21 protein-coding genes are annotated in these 20,537 nt (G+C 70.8%); 7 read left to right on the top strand and 14 right to left on the bottom strand.

Translation table 11 applies throughout. The annotated features are described in order from the left end of the window. Positions 1-14: 14 nt before the first annotated feature. Positions 15-902 (bottom strand): ABC transporter substrate-binding protein, encoded by an 888-nt coding sequence (locus tag DSC45_RS21735; protein WP_119293519.1) that lies wholly within the window; start codon positions 900-902, stop codon positions 15-17. Between the two features lie 248 nt (positions 903-1,150). On the opposite strand from DSC45_RS21735, the gene DSC45_RS21730 reads away from it, so the two are divergent. Further along, entirely contained in the window at positions 1,151-1,546 is a 396-nt protein-coding gene (locus tag DSC45_RS21730) for an SSI family serine proteinase inhibitor (RefSeq protein WP_119293517.1), read from the top strand. A 45-nt stretch (positions 1,547-1,591) separates the two neighbouring features. On the opposite strand, the gene DSC45_RS21725 is transcribed toward DSC45_RS21730, so the two are convergent. The 5 genes from DSC45_RS21725 to DSC45_RS21705 all read right to left on the bottom strand — a co-directional run bounded on the left by DSC45_RS21725 (position 1,592) and on the right by DSC45_RS21705 (position 6,236). After that, positions 1,592-1,750, bottom strand: a complete 159-nt coding sequence (locus DSC45_RS21725) for a hypothetical protein (protein ID WP_119293515.1) — start codon at positions 1,748-1,750, stop codon at positions 1,592-1,594. Positions 1,751-1,976: 226 nt separating this feature from the next. Beyond that, the gene (locus DSC45_RS21720) at positions 1,977-2,924 is read right to left on the bottom strand and encodes a cytochrome c oxidase assembly protein (RefSeq protein WP_119293513.1); all 948 of its coding nucleotides are present in this window, start codon (positions 2,922-2,924) and stop codon (positions 1,977-1,979) included. Positions 2,925-3,073: 149 nt separating this feature from the next. Then, positions 3,074-4,099 (bottom strand): 6-phosphofructokinase, encoded by a 1,026-nt coding sequence (locus tag DSC45_RS21715; protein WP_119293511.1) that lies wholly within the window; start codon positions 4,097-4,099, stop codon positions 3,074-3,076. Between the two features lie 151 nt (positions 4,100-4,250). Then, positions 4,251-4,979 carry a type 1 glutamine amidotransferase gene (locus DSC45_RS21710; protein WP_119293509.1) on the bottom strand — a complete coding sequence of 243 codons (729 nt, stop codon included), beginning with the start codon at positions 4,977-4,979 and terminating at the stop codon, positions 4,251-4,253. Positions 4,980-4,997: 18 nt separating this feature from the next. Next, positions 4,998-6,236: a Mur ligase family protein gene (locus DSC45_RS21705; RefSeq protein ID WP_119293507.1), complete on the bottom strand. Its 1,239-nt coding sequence runs from the start codon at positions 6,234-6,236 to the stop codon at positions 4,998-5,000. 137 nt (positions 6,237-6,373) lie between these two features. On the opposite strand from DSC45_RS21705, the gene def reads away from it, so the two are divergent. Then, complete coding sequence (gene def / locus DSC45_RS21700) at positions 6,374-6,967, top strand: peptide deformylase (protein WP_119293505.1); 594 nt, start codon at positions 6,374-6,376, stop codon at positions 6,965-6,967. A 16-nt stretch (positions 6,968-6,983) separates the two neighbouring features. On the opposite strand, the gene DSC45_RS21695 is transcribed toward def, so the two are convergent. Continuing rightward, positions 6,984-7,628, bottom strand: coding sequence for a TetR/AcrR family transcriptional regulator (locus DSC45_RS21695; RefSeq protein WP_119293503.1), 645 nt, complete (start codon positions 7,626-7,628; stop codon positions 6,984-6,986). A 150-nt stretch (positions 7,629-7,778) separates the two neighbouring features. On the opposite strand from DSC45_RS21695, the gene DSC45_RS21690 reads away from it, so the two are divergent. After that, positions 7,779-9,005, top strand: coding sequence for an acyl-CoA dehydrogenase family protein (locus DSC45_RS21690; protein ID WP_119293501.1), 1,227 nt, complete (start codon positions 7,779-7,781; stop codon positions 9,003-9,005). A gap of 714 nt (positions 9,006-9,719) precedes the next feature. Beyond that, complete coding sequence (locus tag DSC45_RS21685) at positions 9,720-9,923, top strand: hypothetical protein (RefSeq protein ID WP_119293499.1); 204 nt, start codon at positions 9,720-9,722, stop codon at positions 9,921-9,923. A gap of 81 nt (positions 9,924-10,004) precedes the next feature. Here DSC45_RS21685 and DSC45_RS21680 read toward each other — a convergent pair whose 3' ends face one another. After that, positions 10,005-10,436: a MarR family winged helix-turn-helix transcriptional regulator gene (locus DSC45_RS21680; RefSeq protein WP_240434772.1), complete on the bottom strand. Its 432-nt coding sequence runs from the start codon at positions 10,434-10,436 to the stop codon at positions 10,005-10,007. Positions 10,437-10,739: 303 nt separating this feature from the next. Between DSC45_RS21680 and DSC45_RS21675 the strand changes: the two genes are divergently transcribed. Continuing rightward, positions 10,740-11,813, top strand: a complete 1,074-nt coding sequence (locus DSC45_RS21675) for an alkene reductase (RefSeq protein ID WP_119293495.1) — start codon at positions 10,740-10,742, stop codon at positions 11,811-11,813. A 49-nt stretch (positions 11,814-11,862) separates the two neighbouring features. On the opposite strand, the gene DSC45_RS21670 is transcribed toward DSC45_RS21675, so the two are convergent. After that, positions 11,863-12,351, bottom strand: coding sequence for a glutathione peroxidase (locus DSC45_RS21670; RefSeq protein ID WP_119293493.1), 489 nt, complete (start codon positions 12,349-12,351; stop codon positions 11,863-11,865). Next, positions 12,351-13,052, bottom strand: a complete 702-nt coding sequence (locus DSC45_RS21665; protein ID WP_240434771.1) for a 2'-5' RNA ligase family protein — start codon at positions 13,050-13,052, stop codon at positions 12,351-12,353. The genes DSC45_RS21670 and DSC45_RS21665 overlap by 1 nt, the downstream gene beginning before the upstream one ends. 279 nt (positions 13,053-13,331) lie before the next feature. Between DSC45_RS21665 and DSC45_RS21660 the strand changes: the two genes are divergently transcribed. Continuing rightward, positions 13,332-15,566: an MMPL family transporter gene (locus DSC45_RS21660; protein ID WP_119293489.1), complete on the top strand. Its 2,235-nt coding sequence runs from the start codon at positions 13,332-13,334 to the stop codon at positions 15,564-15,566. A gap of 139 nt (positions 15,567-15,705) precedes the next feature. Here DSC45_RS21660 and DSC45_RS21655 read toward each other — a convergent pair whose 3' ends face one another. After that, positions 15,706-15,936: a hypothetical protein gene (locus DSC45_RS21655; protein ID WP_119293487.1), complete on the bottom strand. Its 231-nt coding sequence runs from the start codon at positions 15,934-15,936 to the stop codon at positions 15,706-15,708. Positions 15,937-16,162: 226 nt separating this feature from the next. On the opposite strand from DSC45_RS21655, the gene DSC45_RS21650 reads away from it, so the two are divergent. After that, the gene (locus DSC45_RS21650; RefSeq protein WP_119293485.1) at positions 16,163-16,705 is read left to right on the top strand and encodes a hypothetical protein; all 543 of its coding nucleotides are present in this window, start codon (positions 16,163-16,165) and stop codon (positions 16,703-16,705) included. A 204-nt stretch (positions 16,706-16,909) separates the two neighbouring features. Here the strand turns inward: DSC45_RS21650 and DSC45_RS21645 are convergent, their stop codons facing one another. From DSC45_RS21645 to DSC45_RS21635, 3 genes are all read right to left on the bottom strand, one after another. Then, positions 16,910-17,884, bottom strand: coding sequence for an ABC transporter substrate-binding protein (locus DSC45_RS21645; protein ID WP_119293483.1), 975 nt, complete (start codon positions 17,882-17,884; stop codon positions 16,910-16,912). A 115-nt stretch (positions 17,885-17,999) separates the two neighbouring features. Beyond that, positions 18,000-19,313: an enterochelin esterase gene (fes, locus tag DSC45_RS21640; protein WP_119293481.1), complete on the bottom strand. Its 1,314-nt coding sequence runs from the start codon at positions 19,311-19,313 to the stop codon at positions 18,000-18,002. Beyond that, positions 19,310-20,458, bottom strand: a complete 1,149-nt coding sequence (locus DSC45_RS21635) for a nucleotide disphospho-sugar-binding domain-containing protein (RefSeq protein WP_119293479.1) — start codon at positions 20,456-20,458, stop codon at positions 19,310-19,312. The genes fes and DSC45_RS21635 overlap by 4 nt, the downstream gene beginning before the upstream one ends. Between the last annotated feature and the right edge of the window lie 79 nt (positions 20,459-20,537).

The raw sequence follows: 20,537 nt of genomic DNA, 5'->3' as shown, positions 1-20,537 counted from the left end.
CCCGCCCGTGACGCTCAGCCCTCGCCCGGACCCGCCGCCGTCACCGCCTCCGCCGCCAGCTCGAAGAGGCGTGCATGCCCGGCAGGACTGCACGGCGCCTCCGGATTCCACGGCACGACCCGGGCCCGCGCCTCGAGTTCCTGCCACACGGCGCTGTCCCGTAATGCCGAAAGCGGCGTCGCGTTCGCCCGGACGTCCACGAGCAGCACATCGGGGCGCAGCTCCACGGCCGCATCCAGGCCGAGCGTCGCCCAGTTCGCTCCCGGCCCCTCCGGCGGCGCCGCCAGAGTGACTCCGCAGGCCGTCAGCGCCCTCAACTCCGGCCAGGCACCGGGCCGGGCGAGGTGGGCCTGATCATCCCCCGCGGGCGACAGCGCGAGCACCCGCGGCCCCGGGCGTACGGCAGCGGTCGCGTCCCGCAGTCGTTGCCGCGCCCGCCGCAGCGGCTCGAGGGACGCCTCCGTCTCCTCGGCGCCGAGCACGCGGGCCAGGTCCGCGAAGCGCGCGCGCACGGCGTCCAGATCGTGCGCCTGGCCGACGTCGATCACCACCACCGGCACCTGCTCCTCCAAGTGCTTGGCCGTGTCCGGATCGATCCCGTACACCTGCCCGCCGCCGTAGGTGACCGCCACCACCAGATCCGGCTGCGCCGCCAGGATCCGGTCGAGGTCGATCGCACTGCCCGCACCCAGGTAATCGATCTCGTCGAGCGGCAGTGATCCGGACTTGGCACGGTCGGGCGCCGCCCCGTCATGATGCGAGCCGTAGATCCCCACCGGACGTATGCCGTGGTCCCACAACGTCGCGCCGGCCTGGATGTAGGCGATCACCCTGGCGGGCCGATGCGCCGACCTCGACAGTTGCCCGCGGTCGTCCTGGAACTGCCACTCGCTCTCCTGCATGGCGTCACACGCCCCCTGTTCGTCACTGTGCGCCGGCGCCCGGACCGGGCCCGGCCGTATCCGTGAGCCTGCCCCTCGGCCGCGGCGGCCACCCCTTCCGTGAACGAACTCCGCGCACTCGTTCGAGGGACGACACCGCGTGGCCGCTTGCCCCTCCGCACCGACCGGGATGCGCTGGCCGCTCCCGCACCGCGACGGCCCGCGGACTCGGCCGTCACGCGTCCCGCACGATCCCCTGGAGTACCCGCATGCGCCCGCGCACCGCCGCTGTCCCCGCCTTGTTCGCCCTCGTCGCGTCCCTGGCTGTCGTCGCGCCGGCGCGTGCCTCGGCGCCGGTGGAGCGTCCCGGCCTCCTTCTCACCGTCTCCGGTTCGGACGACACCTGGATCCGTGGGGCCGAGCTGCACTGCGACCCGGAGCCCGGAGGCGGACACCCGCAGGCGGCAGAGGCCTGCGCCGCACTCGGCGAGGCCCACGGCGACCCCGGCGCGCTGCCCGGTGAGCCGCGTGTGTGCACGAAGGAGTACGACCCGGTGACGGTCACCGCCGAGGGCACGTACGACAGCAAGCCGGTGAAGTGGACGAAGACCTTCCCCAATGCCTGCTCGATGCACGCCGCCTCCGACCCGGTCTTCACCTTCTGACCGCGTCCGGCGTCTCGCGTACGGCCCGCTCGGTGGCCGGGGTTCTCAGGTGGGCCGGGACACCGTCATGGCCAGGGTGACGAGGCCGAGTACGACCCAGCCGAACCAGAGCCAGCCGTTGCTCCCGAGAGCTGCGGTGTAGGCGCTCACTGTGACGAGTGCGCCCACAGTGAGCGCCCCCATCGTCTTGGTGGATCCGGGCATCGCGAACCCTCCTCCCGTGGCCGCCGGCAGAAGCCGGAAACCGCGACCAGGTCTTCATGGTCACCCGGACGGACCCCTTTCCGCTAGGTAGCGGACATGCCCGGGGCACCTCGCCCGCACGGCCGACGGACCGTGACAAGCCGTTCGACGTGCGCAGATGACCCTCCGCGTACGAAACTGCCCCCGGTCCGAAAGACCGGGGGCAGATCAGTGACTCGGGGCCGACTCAGCGGCTGCGTGCCTGCAGCGAAGCGAGGTACTCGTTGTAGGCCTGCAGCTCCTGGTCGCCGTCACGGTCCGCTTTCCGGTCCTTGCGGCGGGCCTGACGATCGTCCGAACGCTTCCACTGGTAGACGAGCGCCACCAGGACCGCCACCGACGGGATCTCGCTGAACGCCCAGGCGATACCGCCCGCCGCCTGCTGATCGCCGAGCGCGTCCAGGCCGAGCGAGGCCGGCGGATGCAGATACGCGCCCACCATCGGTTCGGACGCCATCATCAGCGCGATCCCGAAGAACGCGTGGAACGGCATCCCCGCGAACAGCTCCAGGATCCGCATCACATACCCCGGACGGTGCGGTCCCGGGTCCACGCCCATGATCGGCCAGAAGAAGACCAGACCGACCGCGAGGAAGTGCACCATCATCGCCACGTGTCCGGGCTTGGACTCCATCAGGAAGTCGAAGAGCGGCGTGAAGTACAGCCCGTAGAGGCTCGCGATGAACAGCGGAATGGTGAACGCCGGATGCGTGAGCACCCGCATGTAGCGGCTGTGCAGCAGCATCATGAGCAGCTCCCGCGGCCCCTTGCTGCCGCGCGGCGCGACCGGCAGCGCCCGCAGCGTCAGCGTGATCGGGGCCCCGAGCAGCAGGAGGATCGGCGACAGCATGCTGATGACCATGTGCTGCACCATGTGCACGCTGAACATGACCATGCCGTAGTCGTTGAGCCTGGTCAGCATCACCAGGGCGATGGTGAGTACGCCGGCCACGAACGCCACCGCGCGCCCCACCGGCCAGGAGTCGCCACGGCGGGTGAGCCGCACCATCCCCCACAGGTAGAGCACCAGGGCGAGTACGCAGCCGACCAGAAAGAAGCCGTCCCACGACGGCTGCAGCGCCCGGCCAAGCGTGAACGGCGGCAGATCCGTCATGCCGTGTCCGCTGTGGTCCATCCGCTCACTCCTGATTCGTGCCTGTTGTCCGCACCAGACTAGAACCGCCCTCGCCTGCTGGTGCGGGCGGGGGCGGTCCTCGAGCCGGGGGAGCGAGGCCTATGAGTGCCGGGCGAGCGTGGCCTACGCGAGCCGGGGCTGCCGGGGCGTCACAGCACGCACTCCGCCTCGGCGTACCGCTCGTCCGGCACCGTCTTCAGCGTCTCGACGGCCTCGGCGAGCGGCGCCATCACGATCTCGGTGCCCTGCAGCGCCGTCATCATGCCGAACTCGCCGCGGTGCACCGCCTCCACGGCATGCCAGCCGAAGCGGGTCGCGAGCACCCGGTCGTACGCCGTCGGCGTACCGCCGCGCTGCACATGACCGAGTATCACCGGCCGGGCCTCCTTGCCGAGGCGCTGCTCCATCTCGATCGACAGCTGCCTGGCGATACCGGCGAACCGCTCGTGGCCGTAGATGTCCTTGCCGCCCTCGTCGTACTCCATCGTGCCCTCGCGGGGCTTGGCGCCCTCGGCGGCGACCACGATCGCGAACTTCTTTCCGGCCTCGAAGCGGGCGCCGACCTTGCGGGTCAACTCCTCGATGTCGAAGGGGCGTTCCGGCACGACGATGGCGTGGGCGCCGGCCGCCATACCGGAGTTGAGGGCGATCCAGCCGGTGTGCCGGCCCATCACCTCCACGATCAGTACGCGCTGGTGCGATTCGGCGGTGGTCTTGAGACGGTCGAGCGCCTCGGTCGCGACACCGACCGCGGTGTCGAAGCCGAACGTCACATCGGTGACAGCGATGTCGTTGTCGATGGTCTTCGGGACGCCGACGATCGGCAGTCCACCGTCGGAAAGGAGGCGCGCGGCCTTGAGGGTGCCCTCGCCACCGATCGGGATGATCGCGTCGAGGCCGAGCTCCGCGAGGTGGCCCTTGGCGCGCTCCACGCCATCGCGCAGGTGCGCGGGCTGGACCCGGGAGGATCCGAGGATGGTGCCGCCGCGGGCCAGGATGCCGCTCACGGCGTCCAGGTCGAGCTTGCGGTAGTCACACTCGAGGAGGCCCTTCCACCCGTCGTGGAAGCCGATGACCTCGTCGCCGTGGTCGACGACGGCACGGTGCACGACCGACCGGATGACGGCGTTGAGGCCGGGGCAGTCGCCGCCGGAGGTGAGCACACCAATACGCATGGCCCAGAAACCTTTGCAACGTGGGCGGATGACCGGACCACGTCGTCCGGCAAAGACCCCGCCACCCTACTAGCGCTGGGTGACGGGGCCGAATTGGTCCACTACGTGGGCGCCGATGACCGGCGAATGCGCCGGGTCCGGTCCGGAAGCCTCAGGCCGGCTGGGTCGCGGCGGTGATGCGCTCGGCGCGCAGCTCCTCGTACCAGCGGTCGTCGGTCGGCGGCAGCGCGTTCACATCGAGGGCCAGCTTGATCAGCAGGTCCGCGATCTGCGGATTGCGCGCGAGCACGGGGCCGTGCATGTACGTCCCGAACACCGTGTCGTTGTACGCGCCTTCGGTGCCGTCGCCGGTGCCGTTGCCCTGCCCGAGCTGGACCCTCGCGAACGGCCGGGCGGTGGGCCCGAGATGGGTGATGCCCTGGTGGTTCTCGAAGCCGGTCAGCTGCGGAAGCCCGAGCGGCTGGTCGATGTCGCCCAGTACGTCGCCCACGCACCGCGCGCCCTCGCCGCGGGTGGAGACCACGTCGAGGAGGCCGAGTCCGGGCTCGCGTTGACCGAGGTCGTTCACGAACTCGTGGCCGAGGATCTGGTAGCCGGCGCAGACGGAGAAGACGATCGCTCCGTTGGCCACCGCGTGGCTCAGACCGCCGTCACGGCGCAGCCGCTCGGCCGCCAGCCGCTGCGGCCGGTCCTCACCGCCGCCGATCAGATAGATGTCGCCGGAGGTCGGAACGGGCTGGTCGCTGCGCACGTCGTACCGCTCGACCTGCAGGCCGCGCTGGCGTGCCCGCCGCTCGACCACCAGCACATTCCCCTGGTCGCCGTACGTGCTCAGCAGGTCCGGGTAGACCCAGATCACGCGCAGGCTGTTGTCGCTCATACTGTCTCGTCCTTACCGTCAGTTGCCGACGCGCCGGCGCAGGTCCTGGAACGCGGTGTAATTCGCGATGGCCTCGATCCGTCCGGGCGGCGCCAACTGCACCGCCTCGTCGGCCGTTTCACACACCCTGAAGTCGAGCCCGGCGACCTCGAGGCGGACGGCCAGGTCGAGGCGGCGGTCACCGATCACGAAGATCGGGTGCCCTGCCAGGCGGGTGTAATCCACGTCCCACAGCCACGATGTGTCGGTGCCGTCCGCGCCGCGGGCGTTCACCGAGAGGATCACCGGGGTCGGCGGCGGGTCGATCAGCGAGAACGTCTCCAGCCAGCCGGCCGGGTTCTTCGCGAGCAGCAGCCTCAGGTCGCGGTCGAGGAACTGCACCACGTCGTAACGGCCGGCGACCGCCTGCACCTGATACATCCGCTCGAGCGCCACCTGGGGCGGTACACCGAACACGGCGGCGACCGCTGCCGACGACGCGGCGTTCGCCCGGTTGGCCCGGCCCGGCAGCTGCAGGTGGATCGGCCAGGCGGAGCCGTGCGGGTCGAGCACGTGCTCGCCGTTCAGCGCCCAGCTCGGCGTCGGCCGACGGAAACCGCACTCACCGCAGAACCAGTCGTCGCCCGGGCGCTGCATCACACCGCCGCAGGACGGGCACGACCAGGCGTCGTCCTTCCACTCCTGGCCGGCCGCCACCCACACCACATTCGGCGAGGAGGACGCGGCCCAGACGACCAGCGGGTCGTCGGCGTTGGCGACGATGACCGCCTTCGAGCCGGACAGGCCCTCGCGCCAGCGCTCGGCCAGCATCCGGGTCTCGCCCGCCCGGTCGAGCTGGTCGCGCGAGAGGTTGAGCAGCGCGATCACCTTCGGAGTGACGTCACGGGCGACACCCGCGAGGTACTTCTCGTCGACCTCGATCACACCGAACTTGGCGTCGGAGCCGCCCGCGAGTGCGGACGTGATGCCGGCCGGCATGTTGGCGCCGAGCGCGTTCGACACGACGGGCCCCGCCGCACCGAGTGCTTCGGCGATCAGCCGGGTCGTTGTCGTCTTGCCGTTCGTCGCGGAGACAAGCACCACGTCGAGGTGGGTGGCGAGCCGACCCAACAGGTCGGGGTCGAGCTTGAGCGCCACGCGGCCGCCGATCACCGATCCGCCGCCACGCCCCGCGGCCCGCGACACCGCCGCGGCCGCCTTGCCCGCCGTCACGGCCAGCTTGGCCCGCGGCGACAGCGGGTCCGTGTTGCCTGCCATCGTCCTGGTTCCTCCTTGCTTCCGGCGCCGCGCCTGCCCCCGGCACTGGTCCGCCTCAGCCTACCGAGATACGTACGCAAGCCCGAACGGCGCCACCGCCCACCGGCGGGTACAGGGTGGAACGTACCCTTACGCGCATGCGACACGGTGCGATCCCGGGCAGCTCGGGACGGGTACGACCCCTGACCCTGTTCGGTGCACACCCCCTGCACGCACCCTGCGACGAGGTCACCGACTTCGGTCCCGCGCTCGCCCAGCTCGTCGAGGACCTCTTCGCCACCATGTACGCCGCACGGGGCGTCGGCCTCGCCGCCAACCAGATCGGCGTGCCCCTGCGGGTCTTCGTCCACGACTGTCCCGACGACGAGGACCGCCGCCACCTCGGTCACGTGATCAACCCGCGTCTCGTGGAGGCGGACGGCATCGAGGTGCGCGGACCCGAGGGCTGTCTGTCCCTGCCGGGGCTCGAGGCGGGCACGGTGCGTCACGACCACGCCCTGGTCGAGGGCGTCGACCTGCACGGGGAGGCGGTGCGGGTGGAGGGCACCGGCTTCTTCGCGCGCTGTCTGCAGCACGAGACGGACCATCTGGAGGGCCGGATCTACTCGGACCGCCTCACGGGCTGGCGCCGTGCGAAGCTGCTGCGGTCGGTGCGGCGTGCTCCGTGGGGGAGGGGCGTCTCGCGGGAGGCCGTCGTACACGACCCGGGCGTCGAGGGCCCGGGGGCTTAGTCGAGGGCACGGGGGCTTAGAAGCCGGGACCGCCCACCCGGTCGCCCGCCTCGGCGAGCCGTCCCCACAGCAGGTCCGCCAGGCTGCGCACCAACTGGGCCCGGGAGCAGGGGCGTTCACCCAGCCACCAGTCGCCTGCCGCGTGCATCATGCCGACGATGCCGTGACCCCAGACACGGGCCAGTTCCTGCCCCTCGGGTCCGAGGTCGACCCGCTCGGCGATCACCTGCGCGAGCTCCTCGCCGAGCCGGCGCAGCAGCGGCGCCGAGTGCCGTCCGACGTCGAAGCCCTGCTCGGGGTCCTTGCCGCCCTCCGGCGGGTGCATCAGGAAGCGGTAGACCTGGGGCCTGGCCTCGATGGCGGCGAGATAGGTGTCGAGGGTGCGCTCCACGCGTTCGCGGCGCTCGGCCGGGGCGTCGAGGGCCGCGCGCAGGGCGTCGAGGAGGGCGTCGGTGTGCCGTACGGCCAGGGCGCGGTACAGGCCGCCCTTGTCGCCGAAGTGCCGGTAGAGGATCGGCTTGGTGATGCCGGCCTCGGCGGCGATGGCGTTCATGGAGGCGCCGGGGCCGTCGCGGAGGACCACGCGGTCGGCGGCCTCGAGCAGCTCGCGGCGCCGGCGCGCGGCCGACCGTTCCTGGTCGGTCCGCTGAGTGGTCTCCATGGCTGTCTCCCCGCCCGTGCGATTGCGTGACGCACGCGCAACGTAACACCATCGCCGGTTGCGGCATCGAACGGGCGGACGGGAGTTGACAGCGGCTACTCACTGGTAACAGACTTCGGTTACCGCAAGTAACCAGGTGTAGGAGGGGACATGGCCGAGTTCACCATGGAGCTGAACGACGAGCAGAAGGAAGTCCGGGACTGGCTCCACGGTTTCGCCGCCGATGTGATCCGTCCTGCGGCCGCCGAGTGGGACGAGCGCGAGGAGACGCCCTGGCCGGTCATCCAGGAGGCCGCGAAGCTGGGCATCTACTCGCTCGACTTCTACGCGCAGCAGTTCTTCGACCCGACCGGGCTCGGCATCCCGATGACGATGGAAGAGCTGTTCTGGGGTGATGCGGGAATCGCGCTGTCCATCGTCGGCACCGGACTCGCCGCCGTCGGCGTTCTCGCCAACGGTACCGAGGAGCAGATCGGCACCTGGGTCCCGCAGATGTACGGCGCCGCCGACGACGTCAAGGTCGCCGCCTTCTGCTCCTCCGAGCCCGACGCCGGTTCGGACGTGGCCTCGATGCGTACCCGCGCCGTGTACGACGAGGCCAAGGACGAGTGGGTCCTGAACGGCACCAAGACCTGGGCGACCAACGGCGGCATCGCCAACGTCCACGTGGTCGTCGCCGTCGTCGACCCGGAGCTCGGCTCCAAGGGGCACGCCTCCTTCATCGTCCCGCCGAACACCCCCGGCCTTTCCCAGGGTCAGAAGTTCAAGAAGCACGGCATCCGCGCCTCGCACACCGCCGAGGTCGTCCTCGAGGACGTCCGGATCCCCGGGCACTGCCTCCTCGGCGGCAAGGAGAAGCTGGACGAGCGTCTCGCCCGCGCCCACGAGCGCGCGAAGACCGGTGGCGAGCGGGTCAAGAACGCCGCGATGGCCACCTTCGAGGCCTCCCGCCCCGCCGTGGGTGCCATGGCGGTCGGCACTGCGCGCGCCGCCTACGAGGAGGCGCTCGAGTACGCCAAGACCCGCAGCCAGTTCGGCCGCCCGATCATCGACAACCAGGGCGTGGCCTTCCAGTTGGCCGACATGCGCACGTCGATCGACGCGGCCCGGCTCCTGGTCTGGCGCGCCTCGTGGATGGCCACCGCGGGCAAGCGCTTCACCTCGGCGGAGGGCTCGATGTCGAAGCTCTACGCCAGCGAGACCGCCAAGAAGGTCACCGGCCAGGCGATCCAGATCCTCGGCGGTAACGGCTTCACCCGCGAGTACCCGGTCGAGCGCATGCACCGAGACGCCGCGATCTACACCATCTTCGAGGGCACCAGCGAGATCCAGCGCCTCGTCATCGCCCGCACACTGTCGGGCCTGCCGATCCGCTGACCGGACGTCACTCGGCCACCCGCTGAAGCAGCGCCCTCCCGGAGCGGGGAGGGCGCTTCTCGGCTCTCAGGGCCGGCGGCGGCAGAGATCGCCCTCCGACCACCTCACGAAGCCCGCCACTCGGGAGGGCGCCCGGGCTCCCAGGAGCCACTTCACCCCACCGCCGCCCTGCTTCCCTCCCACTCCGCCTGCCGCGGCCAGGAAACGGCGGCCAGGGACGTGGGGGCGAGCGCCGCCGTCATCGCCTGAGCCGCAGGGGCTGGCGTCGACGGCGCGCAGGCGTTTCTTGATCAAGCTGCACGCGTCCGAGCGGCAGTGCTTCGGCACGGCCGCGGGCGATGTGACGATCGAGCGGCGCCTGACCTACGTGGGCGCCGGTGATGGTCTCGGCCCCGGAGCGGTGTACGGGTCACCCATGAGATCTCCGGCGGCGAGTCCGGTCGGGGCATCGCCACAGCTGAATGGTCGGGCGTGACGGCGATCAACTACCGGTCCTCGATGCTCAGTACGGCGGCTGCGGGTACGAGGCTCGCCATGGAGATCATCGAAGTCACGCTCACGGAAGGTTGCGCCGAACCTCGGCGGCCACGCCGACCGGACCGACAACATCGCCCGGGCCGGCGACGATCAGACGCTCCTGGCCAAGTGCAAGAAGAGCATCGAGATGCGATTCTCGTACCTCGCCGAGTTCAAGGGCGCCGAGGACCTGAAGCGATGGGGGCATGGCAGGTGAAGAGTACGGGGACCGCTGCGGCCGTTGGTCGTATCGCCGCGGTGATGCTGTTCTTCTTGGCCATGTTCATCAGCGATCAGCAGCGCTTCGGCGGCGGGCTCGGTGAAGCGGTCCTGATGTACGCGGCGGTGGCCCTCCCCGGCGGGGCGCTGGCCGCGTGGTTCGCCACTCGAGGGCGTCAATAGGCCCTTCCCGGGCCGATGCGCAGGCACGGGAAGGCGCGTCTCCGGGGCGACGGGTGAGGGCGGCCGCTGTCCGTCAGTCCGTCAGTCCGTCGTCGGGAGGTGGCCGATGGCGTGGGTGAGATTGGATTCGATGTGGGTCAGGGTGGTGATGGCGGTCTGTTGTTCCTGGGGGGTCAGGCCGCTGGAGGTGTGGTGTTCGAGTTCTGACCAGATGTCCTCGACCTGCTTGCGGAGCGCGAGGCTTGCGGTGGTGGGGTCGATGATCGTGGCGCGTCCGTCGGTGTCGCTCGGGCGGCGGCGGACGAAGCCGGCGTTCTCCAGTCGCTTGACCGTACGGGTCATGGTGGCGGCGTCGGAGCCGAGCAGGCGGACGAGGTCGGTCTGACGCTGGGGGCCGCGGTCCCACAGCTGCATCATGACCAGCTCCTGCCCGGGGTGGAGCCCTACGCGGCGCAGGAGTTGGGCGGCGAGCAGGCGGTGCAGCCTGGCCACTCGGAAGACCGCGTGGTTCATGGCCCCTGCGGCGACCGATGGGGGCAGGGGCGTGGGGTCCTTACAGTCCTCTTCGGGCGCCGGGCCTGTTTCCTTCGCCATCCGCTGCAGGGCCCTTCGGTGGTTGTCGACTGTCCGGCCAAGGGGGAGTTTACCGCCGATGCGGCCCGTTCAGCCGGAGTGCGGGGTATGGGCGGATGCCGCCTGGAGGCGAGCCGTTGGGTCGATCGAGTGGTCCAGGTCACACGCGGCAGGGAATGGTGCGGGCGATTTACTTGTTCGGACAGGCAATGAGTTGCGTGATGCCGATCAAGGAAGCTGATCATGACCACTGCCTTTGACCCGTACGACCTCTCCGGTACGCCCCTCAGCAACCGCACGGTGATGGCCCCGATGACCCGCAGTCGCGCCTTCGGGCCCGGCCGGACTCCGACGGACCTGATGGCGGAGTACTACGCGCAGCGCGCGGGCGCCGGCCTGATCGTCACCGAGGGCACTCAGCCCTCCGCCGTCGGCCAGGGGTACCCGGACACCCCAGGCATCCACACCGCCGAGCAGATCGCGGCCTGGCGCAAGGTCACCGATGCGGTCCACGCGGAAGGTGGCCGGATCTTCGTGCAGATCATGCACACGGGGCGGATCGGACACCCGTCCCTGACCGGTCTCACCCCGGTGGCGCCTTCCGCCGTGCAGGCCCAGGGCCAGGTGTACACCCACGAAGGACCGCTCGACTTCGTCGTCCCGCACGAGCTGACCGAGGAGGAGATCGCGCAGACCGTTGCCGACTTCGCCACCGCCGCGCGCAACGCGATCGAGGCCGGCTTCGACGGTGTGGAACTGCACGGCGCGAACGGCTACTTGATCCATCAGTTCCTCGCCCCGGGCAGCAACCGGCGTACCGACGGCTGGGGCGGCAGCCCGCTGGGACGGATCCGCTTCGCCGTGGAGACCGCCAAGGCCGTGGCCGAGGCCATCGGTGCCGAAAAGGTCGGCTTCCGGATCTCGCCCGCCAATCCCTACAACGACATCGACGAGGGCGATCCGGCGGACATCGAGGCCACCTACGCGGCCCTGGTGGACGAGCTCGCCCCGCTCGGTCTCGCCTATCTGCACCAGATGGAAGCCGCCGGGGTACGAGAACTGGTCGGCCGGCTGCGCAAGGCCTGGCCCGGCACCTTCGTACTCAACCCGTTCACCGGATCCGACCCCACCGGGCCCGACGCCCTGTCGCTGATCGAGGACGGCACCGCCGACCTCGTCGCCTACGGAGCGCTCTTCCTCGCCAACCCCGATCTGCCCGCCCGGCTCGCCACCGGCGGTCCGTTCAACACTCCCGACCGCGCGGCGTTCTTCGGCGGTGACCACCGCGGATACACGGACTACCCCGTCAGCGCCTGACCGGCGCCGTGGTGCGGGTGGCCGGCGCGGCCACCCGCACCACGGAAGGTCAGGCCGGCAGCACCGCTTCGATCGCGGCGACGAGTTCGGCGTCCTCCGGCTCGGTGCGGGGGCGGAAGCGGCCCACGACCTCACCGCGGTCGTTCGCCAGGAACTTCTCGAAGTTCCACTGGATGTCGCCCGACTCGCCCTCGGCGTCCTGGGTGCGGGTCAGCTCGGTGTAGAGCGGATGCCGGCCGGGGCCGTTGACCTCGGTCTTCTCCAGGAGCGGGAACGTCGTGCCGTACGTCGTCGAGCAGAAGGTCTCGATCTCCTCCGGTGAACCGGGCTCCTGGCCGGCGAACTGGTTGCAGGGCACGCCGACGACGGTGAAGCCGCGTTCCGCGTAACGCTGTTGGAGCCGCTCGAGGCCCGCGTACTGCGGTGTGAGCCCGCACTTGGACGCCACGTTGACCACAAGCACGGCCTTGCCCTCGAAGGTGCCGAGGGAGGTCGGGTCACCGGACAGGGTGCGCAGGGGGATGTCGTACAGGCTCATCAGCTCTCCTCAGGAATGCGTTCGATCCTCGCTGCCATCCTGCCGGAGACGCGGCCGGGACCCGCAACCGGGCGGGGGACCGTCCTGCCCGCCGGGGTTGTCCCCAGGCGGTACGACCGGGCGTAACTCCAGCCGTCGGCGCCGAAGACACCCAGGTGGATCTCGGTGACGCGGGAGGACAGGGGGAGCGCCGGCGCGAGACGGGACTCGAGCGCGTCGTACGCCGCGCGCCAGGTAGCCGGTCCCTCGTGGTTGGCGAGCGTCAGGTGCGGGTCGAGGCCGTCCCCGAAGATCCCCCGGTACGGGCGGGCTTCGGGCCAGCGGGAGGTGAGGGCGGAGGTGAGGGCCCGCACCGGTTCGCGCGGGCGGGGGTCGAGGCAGAGGACCCCGGGGTAACGCAGGAACTGTGCCAAGGAGAGCTCGAACGGGGCGTGGGCGCCGAAGAGTTCACGTAGTTCGCGGTCCACGGCGGTGTCGATCCGGCCGAGGTGCAGGAACGGGTACAGGACGGTGACGTGCGCGGGCGGCAGTCCGGCGTGCACCAGGGCGTCTGCCTCGGGCACCCGGATGGTGAGCGAGGTCTCGCCCGGCACGTCGGGCCAGCCCGAGTCCGTGACGGGTGGCGTCGGCTCCTCGGGCGCCGGGTGCGCGGAATGCGGGTGCGCGGGCTGCGGGCGGTCTGCCGGGTCGATGTGCGTCACGGGGCGCCATGGTGGCACGGTGCGGGTGCGGGGCGGCCACCGGCGGGGAGCGGTCGGCGATCGGTGTGCGGTGTACACGTATGAGGGCCGAGTACACCTCTCGGTGGCGGCGCGATGTCGGACATACCGCGATTGCAGTACAGCAGTCCGGTCATTGGGGCGGATCAGAAGGCCCAGTTCCGCCACGACCATGGAAAACGTCACCTCGATGACTGCCGGTGCTACGTGGTCGTCGGGTTCCTCCTGCCCGTATCCCTTCCCCCAGGAAGCTTGGTTCCCGTGGCTACGTTCCTTTATCGACTGGGCCGTCGTGCATTTCGCCGCCGTGGCCTCGTCGCGCTGCTCTGGGTGGCGCTGCTCGTGGGCGCAGGTGCCGCGGCATCGACCGCCCCCGCGCCTCCCGACGACTCGTTCGCCATGCCGGGAACCGAGTCCCAGAAGGCCTTCGACCTCCTCGACGAGCGCTTCCCCGCGGCGAGTGCCGAGGGCGCTCAGGCTCGCGTCGTGATCCGGGCGCCGGACGGCGAGAAGATATCCGGCGCCGACGGCAAGGCCGAGGTCGACGGTCTGGTGACCGCGCTCGGCGACAGTCCGCAGGTCGCCGGGGTCGCCGATCCGTTCAAGGCCGATGCGGTCAGCAAGGACGGTACGACCGCCTACGCGTCGGTGACCTACAAGGTCAACGCGATGGAGCTGACCGACGAGGCGAGGGACGCCCTCACCCGGGCCACCGACGACGCCCGCCAGGCCGGATTCACCGTCGAGACCGGCGGGGACGCGGTGATGGCGGAACAGGAGATCGGCGGCAGCGCCGAGCTCATCGGCATCGGGGTGGCCGCTGTCGTCCTCGTGCTGACCTTCGGGTCGCTGGTAGCGGCCGGAATGCCCCTGCTGTCCGCGATCATCGGTGTCGGTATCGGGGTGTCCGGCATCGGGGCCCTCGGCAGTGTGCTCGACCTGTCCGCGACCACCTCCACACTGGCCATGATGATCGGCCTGGCGGTCGCGATCGACTACGCCCTGTTCATCGTCTCCCGCTATCGGGCGGAGATCGCCGACGGCCGGGAACCCGAGGATGCGGCGGGCCGCGCCGTCGGCACCGCGGGATCGGCCGTCGTCTTCGCCGGACTCACCGTGATCGTGGCGCTCGCCGGTCTGGCCGTCGTGAACATCCCGATCCTCACGAAGATGGGTATGGCCGCGGCCGCGACCGTCGCGATCGCCGTCCTCATCGCACTGACGATGACACCCGCACTGCTCGGCTTCGCCGGACGCAAGGCGCTCAGTCGCAAGGACCGCAAGGCGGCTGCTGCGGTGGCCGAGGGCAACAAGCCCGCCGAGGGCCGTCCGAAGCTCGGCACCCGCTGGGCCGGATTCGTCCTGCGCCGCCCGGTGACCGTGCTCCTCACCGCCGTACTCGGCCTCGGTGTGATCGCCGTACCTGCGGCGAGCATGGAGCTCGGCCTGCCCGACGAGGGCAGTTCAGCGCCGGACTCCACGCAGCGCAAGGCCTACGACATGCTGTCGGAGTCCTTCGGGGCCGGCTTCAACGGCCCGCTGATGATCACCGTCGACGCCCAGGGCGCGGACAACGCCCAGGGTGCCGCGGACGCCGTCGGCAAGGCGATCACCGATCTCGGCGAGGCCGCCGCGGTCACCCCGGCGACGTTCAACGAGGCGAAGGACACCGCCACACTCACCGTCGTGCCCAAGAGCGGTCCCAGCGACGCGGCGACCGAGGACCTGGTCAAGTCGATCCGCTCGCTCGCTGACGGCATCGAGTCGGACACCGGCGCCGAGATGCTGGTCACCGGCGCAACGGCCATGACCATCGACTTCTCGCAGACCCTGGACGACGCGCTGATCCCCTATCTGGCGCTCGTCGTCGGACTGGCCTTCCTCCTCCTGATGCTCGTCTTCCGCTCGATCCTCGTGCCGCTCAAGGCCGCCCTCGGCTTCCTGCTCTCGGTCCTGGCCGCGCTCGGTGCAGTCGTGGCCGTCTTCCAGTGGGGCTGGCTGGCGGACCTCGTCGGGGTCGACCAGCCCGGCCCGATCATGAGCATGATGCCGATCTTCATGATCGGTGTGGTGTTCGGCCTGGCGATGGACTACGAGGTCTTCCTGGTGACCCGGATGCGCGAGGCGCACGTCCAGGGCCAGAGTCCGGCGCAGTCGGTGATCACCGGCTTCACACACGGCGGACGGGTGGTGGCCGCGGCCGCGATCATCATGATCAGCGTCTTCTCCGGCTTCATCATGGAGAACGACGACATGATCAAGATGATGGGCTTCGGCCTGGCGATTGCCGTCCTCTTCGACGCCTTCGTCGTCCGGATGGCCATCGTGCCCGCCGTGCTGGCCCTGCTCGGCAGCAAGGCCTGGTGGCTGCCCAAGTGGCTCGACCGCGCGCTGCCCAACGTCGACGTCGAGGGCGAGAAGCTCCATCAGGAACTCGACGGCGAGAACCCGCCCACCGCACCGCAGGAGCGTGAGCCCGCGGGCGCGGGCGTCTGACCGGGAACCGCACCGGCCGGGGAGGCGACCGACGGAACCTCCCCGGCCCACGCCACCATCGACGCGGCCCCGGCAGTCACTGCCGGGGCCGCGTCGATGGTGGGCGCAAGCCTCACCCCGGGACCGCGGCCGGCGCCGCTCATGTATCGACCCCCGCGGGAACCCGGGGGTACAGCGCGGTGACGAGGTCGAACAGATGCGCCTCGTTCCCCGAGAGGCCGGCGCGGTCGAGTGCCGCGTCGACCTCCGCGATCGGGGCGTCGAGCAGGGGCCAGGACTCGGGAACCCGGTCCGGGGCGACGAGCGCGGAACGGGCGGTCTGCAGAAGCCTCACGTACGCCTGTGCGGCGGCCACTTCGAGGTCGTTCATCGCGGGTGCTCCCTCGTGTCGTTGTCGTTACGGACAGTCTTGCGCGAGGGTCTGACAATCGAGCCCGGCAGCGTCTGCGAGCGGGGCGGCAGGGGGAGTTGGGGCGTTCCGCGACTGCTGGTGCGACGTTGTCCCGCTGCGGTCGCCGCTCGGGAGCGCGGTACCCGTCCCGAGCAGTGCCGCCGAAGGGTCGCTCCGAGGGGGCCAGGCTGCTTATGGTTCGATCATGTTCAAAGCAGGGGTGGGGTTCTTCGCGCTGTTCGGACTGGCCTGGTGGGCAGCCGCAGTCGGTACGTTCGAGGCGACGGCGGTGGTCCTCACGGCGTCGGTGGCCGGCGTGGCGGTCAGCGTGGCGCTGATGCTCGCCGCCAAGCGGCTGCTGCCGGAGTCCATGGGCGGGCCGCCGCCGAAGGAACAGCGGCGCGCCTTCGGGTGGATCAACCTCGCGCAGTGGGCCGTGATCGCCGTCGTCGCGGTGGTGTGCGGCCGGGCGGGAGTGCCGGAGTACATCCCGGCGCTGATCGCGGTCGTCGTCGGATTGCACTTCGTGCCGTTGGCGGCCGTGTTCGGGCAGCCTCAACTACGCGTGCCGGGCGGCATGTTGATGCTCGCGGGCGCTGCGGGATGCGGGATTCGGCTCGCCGACGGATCACCCGAGACGATGCGTCTGGTGGTCGGAGGGCTCGCGGCCCTGACGTTGTGGGGCACGGCGGCCTGGACTGTCGTCGCAGAGACCCGCGCACCGGCCACGGAAGCCGAGACGGCCTGACGGTGCGCGAACGGGCGAGGACGGGCGACGATGGCAAGACGGGGCATGACGGCAAGAGACGGTGCGTGACGACAAGACGGTGCATGACGGCAAGACGGGCGATGACGGGACGGCCCGGCGGTGTCCGCCGAGTCCCAACCGTCGTCGCCCGTCAGCGCTCTGCCCGATGTCCTTGACCGAGGTGAGCCCTTCCCGTGCCGCGGATCAGCCGGCCAGCGCGCTCTCCACGTCGTCCAGGACCGTGCGGGCCGCGATCGGGCCGCCCGAACTGTTCCAGGCGGAGCCTTCGATGACCACCACGTGGCCCTCCTTCTCCGCCTTCAGTGCGGAGAAGTTGGGGACCTTCTTCGCCTCCTTGTAGGCCTTCTCACCGGCCGCCTTGTCGCCGAGAGCGCCCAGGAACAGCCAGTCGCCGTCGATGGTGTCGAGCTTCTCCAGACTCACCGGCTCGCTGCGCCCCGCACTCTCGCCCTGCTGGTCCTTCGGCCGTTCGAGGCCGAGCGTGGCGAGCGTGGAACCGACGTGGCCCTCTCCCTTGCCGACGACCGAGGGTGCGCCGTCCTGCCAACGGATGACACTGGTCACGGCCTTGGCGTTCTTGCCGAGAGCGTCCTTCGCCTTCGTGACGTCCGCGTCGAAGGTCTTCAGCAGGTCGTCGGCGGCCGAGGACTTGTTCAGGGCGTCCGCGGTGGCCTTGAACGCGACCTTCCAGTCCTCGTTCAGCTTGGCCGTCAGTACGGTCGGTGCGATCGCCCGGAGCTTGTCCAGCACCCGCTTGGAGCCGACCGTCTCGTCCAGGACGATCAGGTCCGGCTGCAGGGTGGCGAGCTTCTCGAGATCGGGTTCCGCGACAGTGGCCACCACGTCAGCCTTGGAGGCCTTGTCCGCCAGATACGTCGACACCCCCTGCTGGCCGCGGCCCGCGGTGGCGCCGATCGGCTCGATGCCGAGAGCGAGCGCGGCGTCGAGCGTGGGCTCGCTCAGCGTCACGACCTTCTTGGGTGCCTTGGGCACCTCGACGGTCTTGCCGTCGGCGTCCTTGACCTTACGGGTGTCCGAGGCTGCACCTGCCTTGTCGGAACCGGAGTCGTCGTCACTGCCGCAGCCGGCGAGAACGAGCGCGCCGGCCGCCACGGCGGCGAGAAGGGCGGTACCGCGACGGGCACGAGGGGTGAACATGAAGTTCGGCTCCTAGGTGATGTGTCGATCCCCGTGAGGGCGGGGGTGTTCTTGTCGGGGGACGGAGGGGCATAGCCCCAGGGGGTGGCTCGGGGCAGGGCTCACGGCGGGCAGGTCAGCCGCCGTCCGCCAGGACTGCGACGAGACCGTCGGCGAGTGAGCCGCGCCAACAGGCGTAGTCGTGGCCGCCGTTGTACTCGGTGAGCCGGACGCGCTGGCCCTTGGCGTGCAGGGCGTCGCGCAGGGCGCGGCTCTGCCGGACCATCTCGCCCTCGTGTCTGCCGACGTCCAGGCGCACGGTCACGGGCCGCGGTTCTCCGTCCGTGACGAGTCCGACCAGCCACGGGACGGCGCCCGAGGACGTCTTCGGAACGCCGGGGGCGAGCCCGGGCCGCCACCACAGCGAGGCCGACTGTGCCAGTACGTGACCGAACCGGTCGGGCCGTACATGTCCCGCGTACAGGGCGGTCATGCCGCCGAGGCTCTGACCCGAGACGAGCGTGCGGGAGGGGTCGGTGGTGATGCCCCAGCGCCCGGCCGCCCACGGCAGCAACTCGTCGGCGAGGAAGGCGACATAGCTGTCCCGGCCGCCCAACTCGCTCCAGCGGGTGCGGTTGTCCACCGCGTCGGGTGCCAGTACGGCGAACGGCGGTACGGCGCCGTCGGCGATCAGTGCGTCCAGGGTGTCCTGCAGCCCCAGTTCGCCGAACCACATGTCGCCGTCGCACAGGGCGAGTACGGGCAGGCCGCCGGGCGGTGGCGCGCCGGCCGGCAGGTACACCCACACGTCGCGTTCGGCGCCGAGTGCGGTGCTGTGCTGGCGGTGGCGCTCGAGACGCCCCCGTTCGATGCCCGGGCGCCGGTCGGCCCAGGGCTGCGGCGGAGCGTCCGGCAGGGCGAACACCGAGCTCGCGGCGTCCCGCCAACGCGAGGGAATCCTATGGGGGTTGAGGGGATCCGCCTCGCCGTAGCGGGACAGTGCGCGCAGCCGGTTCTGCACCTCGTCGGCCGAGGCGGGCGGCGATCCGGGCGAGATGTCGGCGACCAGCTGGTACGAGCCGCGGTGGTCGCGGGGCAGCCGCAGGCACAAATGCCAGATGTCGGTGTCCGGGATCCGGTGCAGCAGCGAGCCGGCCAGGTGGTCGCGGTCGATCAGCCGGTTCGCGAGCAGGAGGACGCGACGCGTGGCGCGATGGCCGAACCAGAGGAATGTGACGGCGCAGTGGTCCGCATCGTCGGGCAGCGATTCCACCAGCGGGGTGCCGTGTTCGTGTGCGGTGCGGGTGAACTCCGCCACCGCGGCCGCCCGTTCGGCGGGCGACGCGTGCTCGATGCGGGCGGTCAGGCGCTCGACGGCCGGGCTGACGACAGGGATCGGGACGTCGGCCGCCAGGCCGGTTCCGTCCTGCGGGGGAGCGGGGCTCGTCATCGCAACTCACCTCCTGTACGCGCCAGTTCGACCAGGCGAGGCACGGTCTCGCCCGGACTCGGGGTCGCAGCCATCTCCTGGGCCACGCTGCGGGCCGCCTGGCGCAGGCCGGGGTCGGACAGGAGGCGGTCGACCAGCTCCGGGGTGAGGTCGTCCGGATCGTCCGGGACGAGGCCGCAGCCACGGGCTCGCACCGCAGCGGCGTTGGCGGGACGGTCGGCGCCCTCGCCGAGCACGATCTGCGGCAGTCCCGAGTCGAGTGCGGTCAGGGTGGTGCCGGCGCCGCCGTGGTGGATCACCGCATCGCTCGCGGCCAGCAGCGAGGTGAGCGGCAGCCAGTCCACCGCCCTTACGTTCTCGGGGAGTTCGCCGAGATCGGTGAGGTCGGCGCCGCCGAGCGCGAGGACGAACTCGGCGTTGGTCTCGCGTGCCGCGTCCACCACCCACTTCATCGGCGAGACCCCGTCGACCACCGGGCGCACCGTGCCGAGGGTGACCGTGATGCGGGGCCGCGACCGCTGCTCGTAGAGCCAGTGCGGCAGGCTCGCGCCGCCGTTGAACGGCACGAAACGCTGGAACCAGCGGCGCGGCTCCTGCGTGGTGGACATGCTCGGCGGTGCCACGTCGAGCCAGGCGGCGATGGGGTCGGGGCCGGACAGGCCGTGGCGTTCGTAGGCCGGTGCGAGCGCGTTGTTCATCATGCCGACGTGCGCGGAGGTGTGCCCGAAGCCGACCGCGTGCAGTACGGACGGCACCTTCAGCCGGGCGGCGACCAGCTGGCCCACGACACCGTTCGGGGTGTGCACGACCAGGTCGGGCGCGAAGGACTCGGCCGTGGCGACCATCCGGTCGGCCATCTCCTCGCTGAAGAACGAGAAACCCTTGCCCTTGGCCGGAACGCCGCGCTCGCCCGGCGAGGGCGGCTTCTTCCCGCGGCGGTCCCGTTCCATCTGGGCATAGAGGGCACCGGGGTCGATTCCGGGTGCGCAGTCGACGGCGAGGAGGCCGGCTTCGGCGGTACGCCGGACCGCTGCTCCGCACGTGCCGAGCAGCACATCGTGCCCGGCGGCCTGCAGCGCGTGAGCGAGCGGAACCAACGGATACAGGAGCCCGAAGAAGGGAGGGCCGGCGAAGAGGACGCGCATCGTTTCCCGCTTTCTCGATCGGATGGCGGTGGGGGGTCGGGCGACGTCCGGGGCGGGTCCGTCCGTCGGGCAGCCGCGC

Source organism: Streptomyces sp. YIM 130001, assembly GCF_003574445.1.
In the GTDB taxonomy this organism is placed as follows: Bacteria; Actinomycetota; Actinomycetes; order Streptomycetales; family Streptomycetaceae; genus Streptomyces.
The sequence above is the reverse complement of the archived record's forward strand: the minus strand, read 5'-3'. Positions and strand labels throughout refer to the sequence as shown.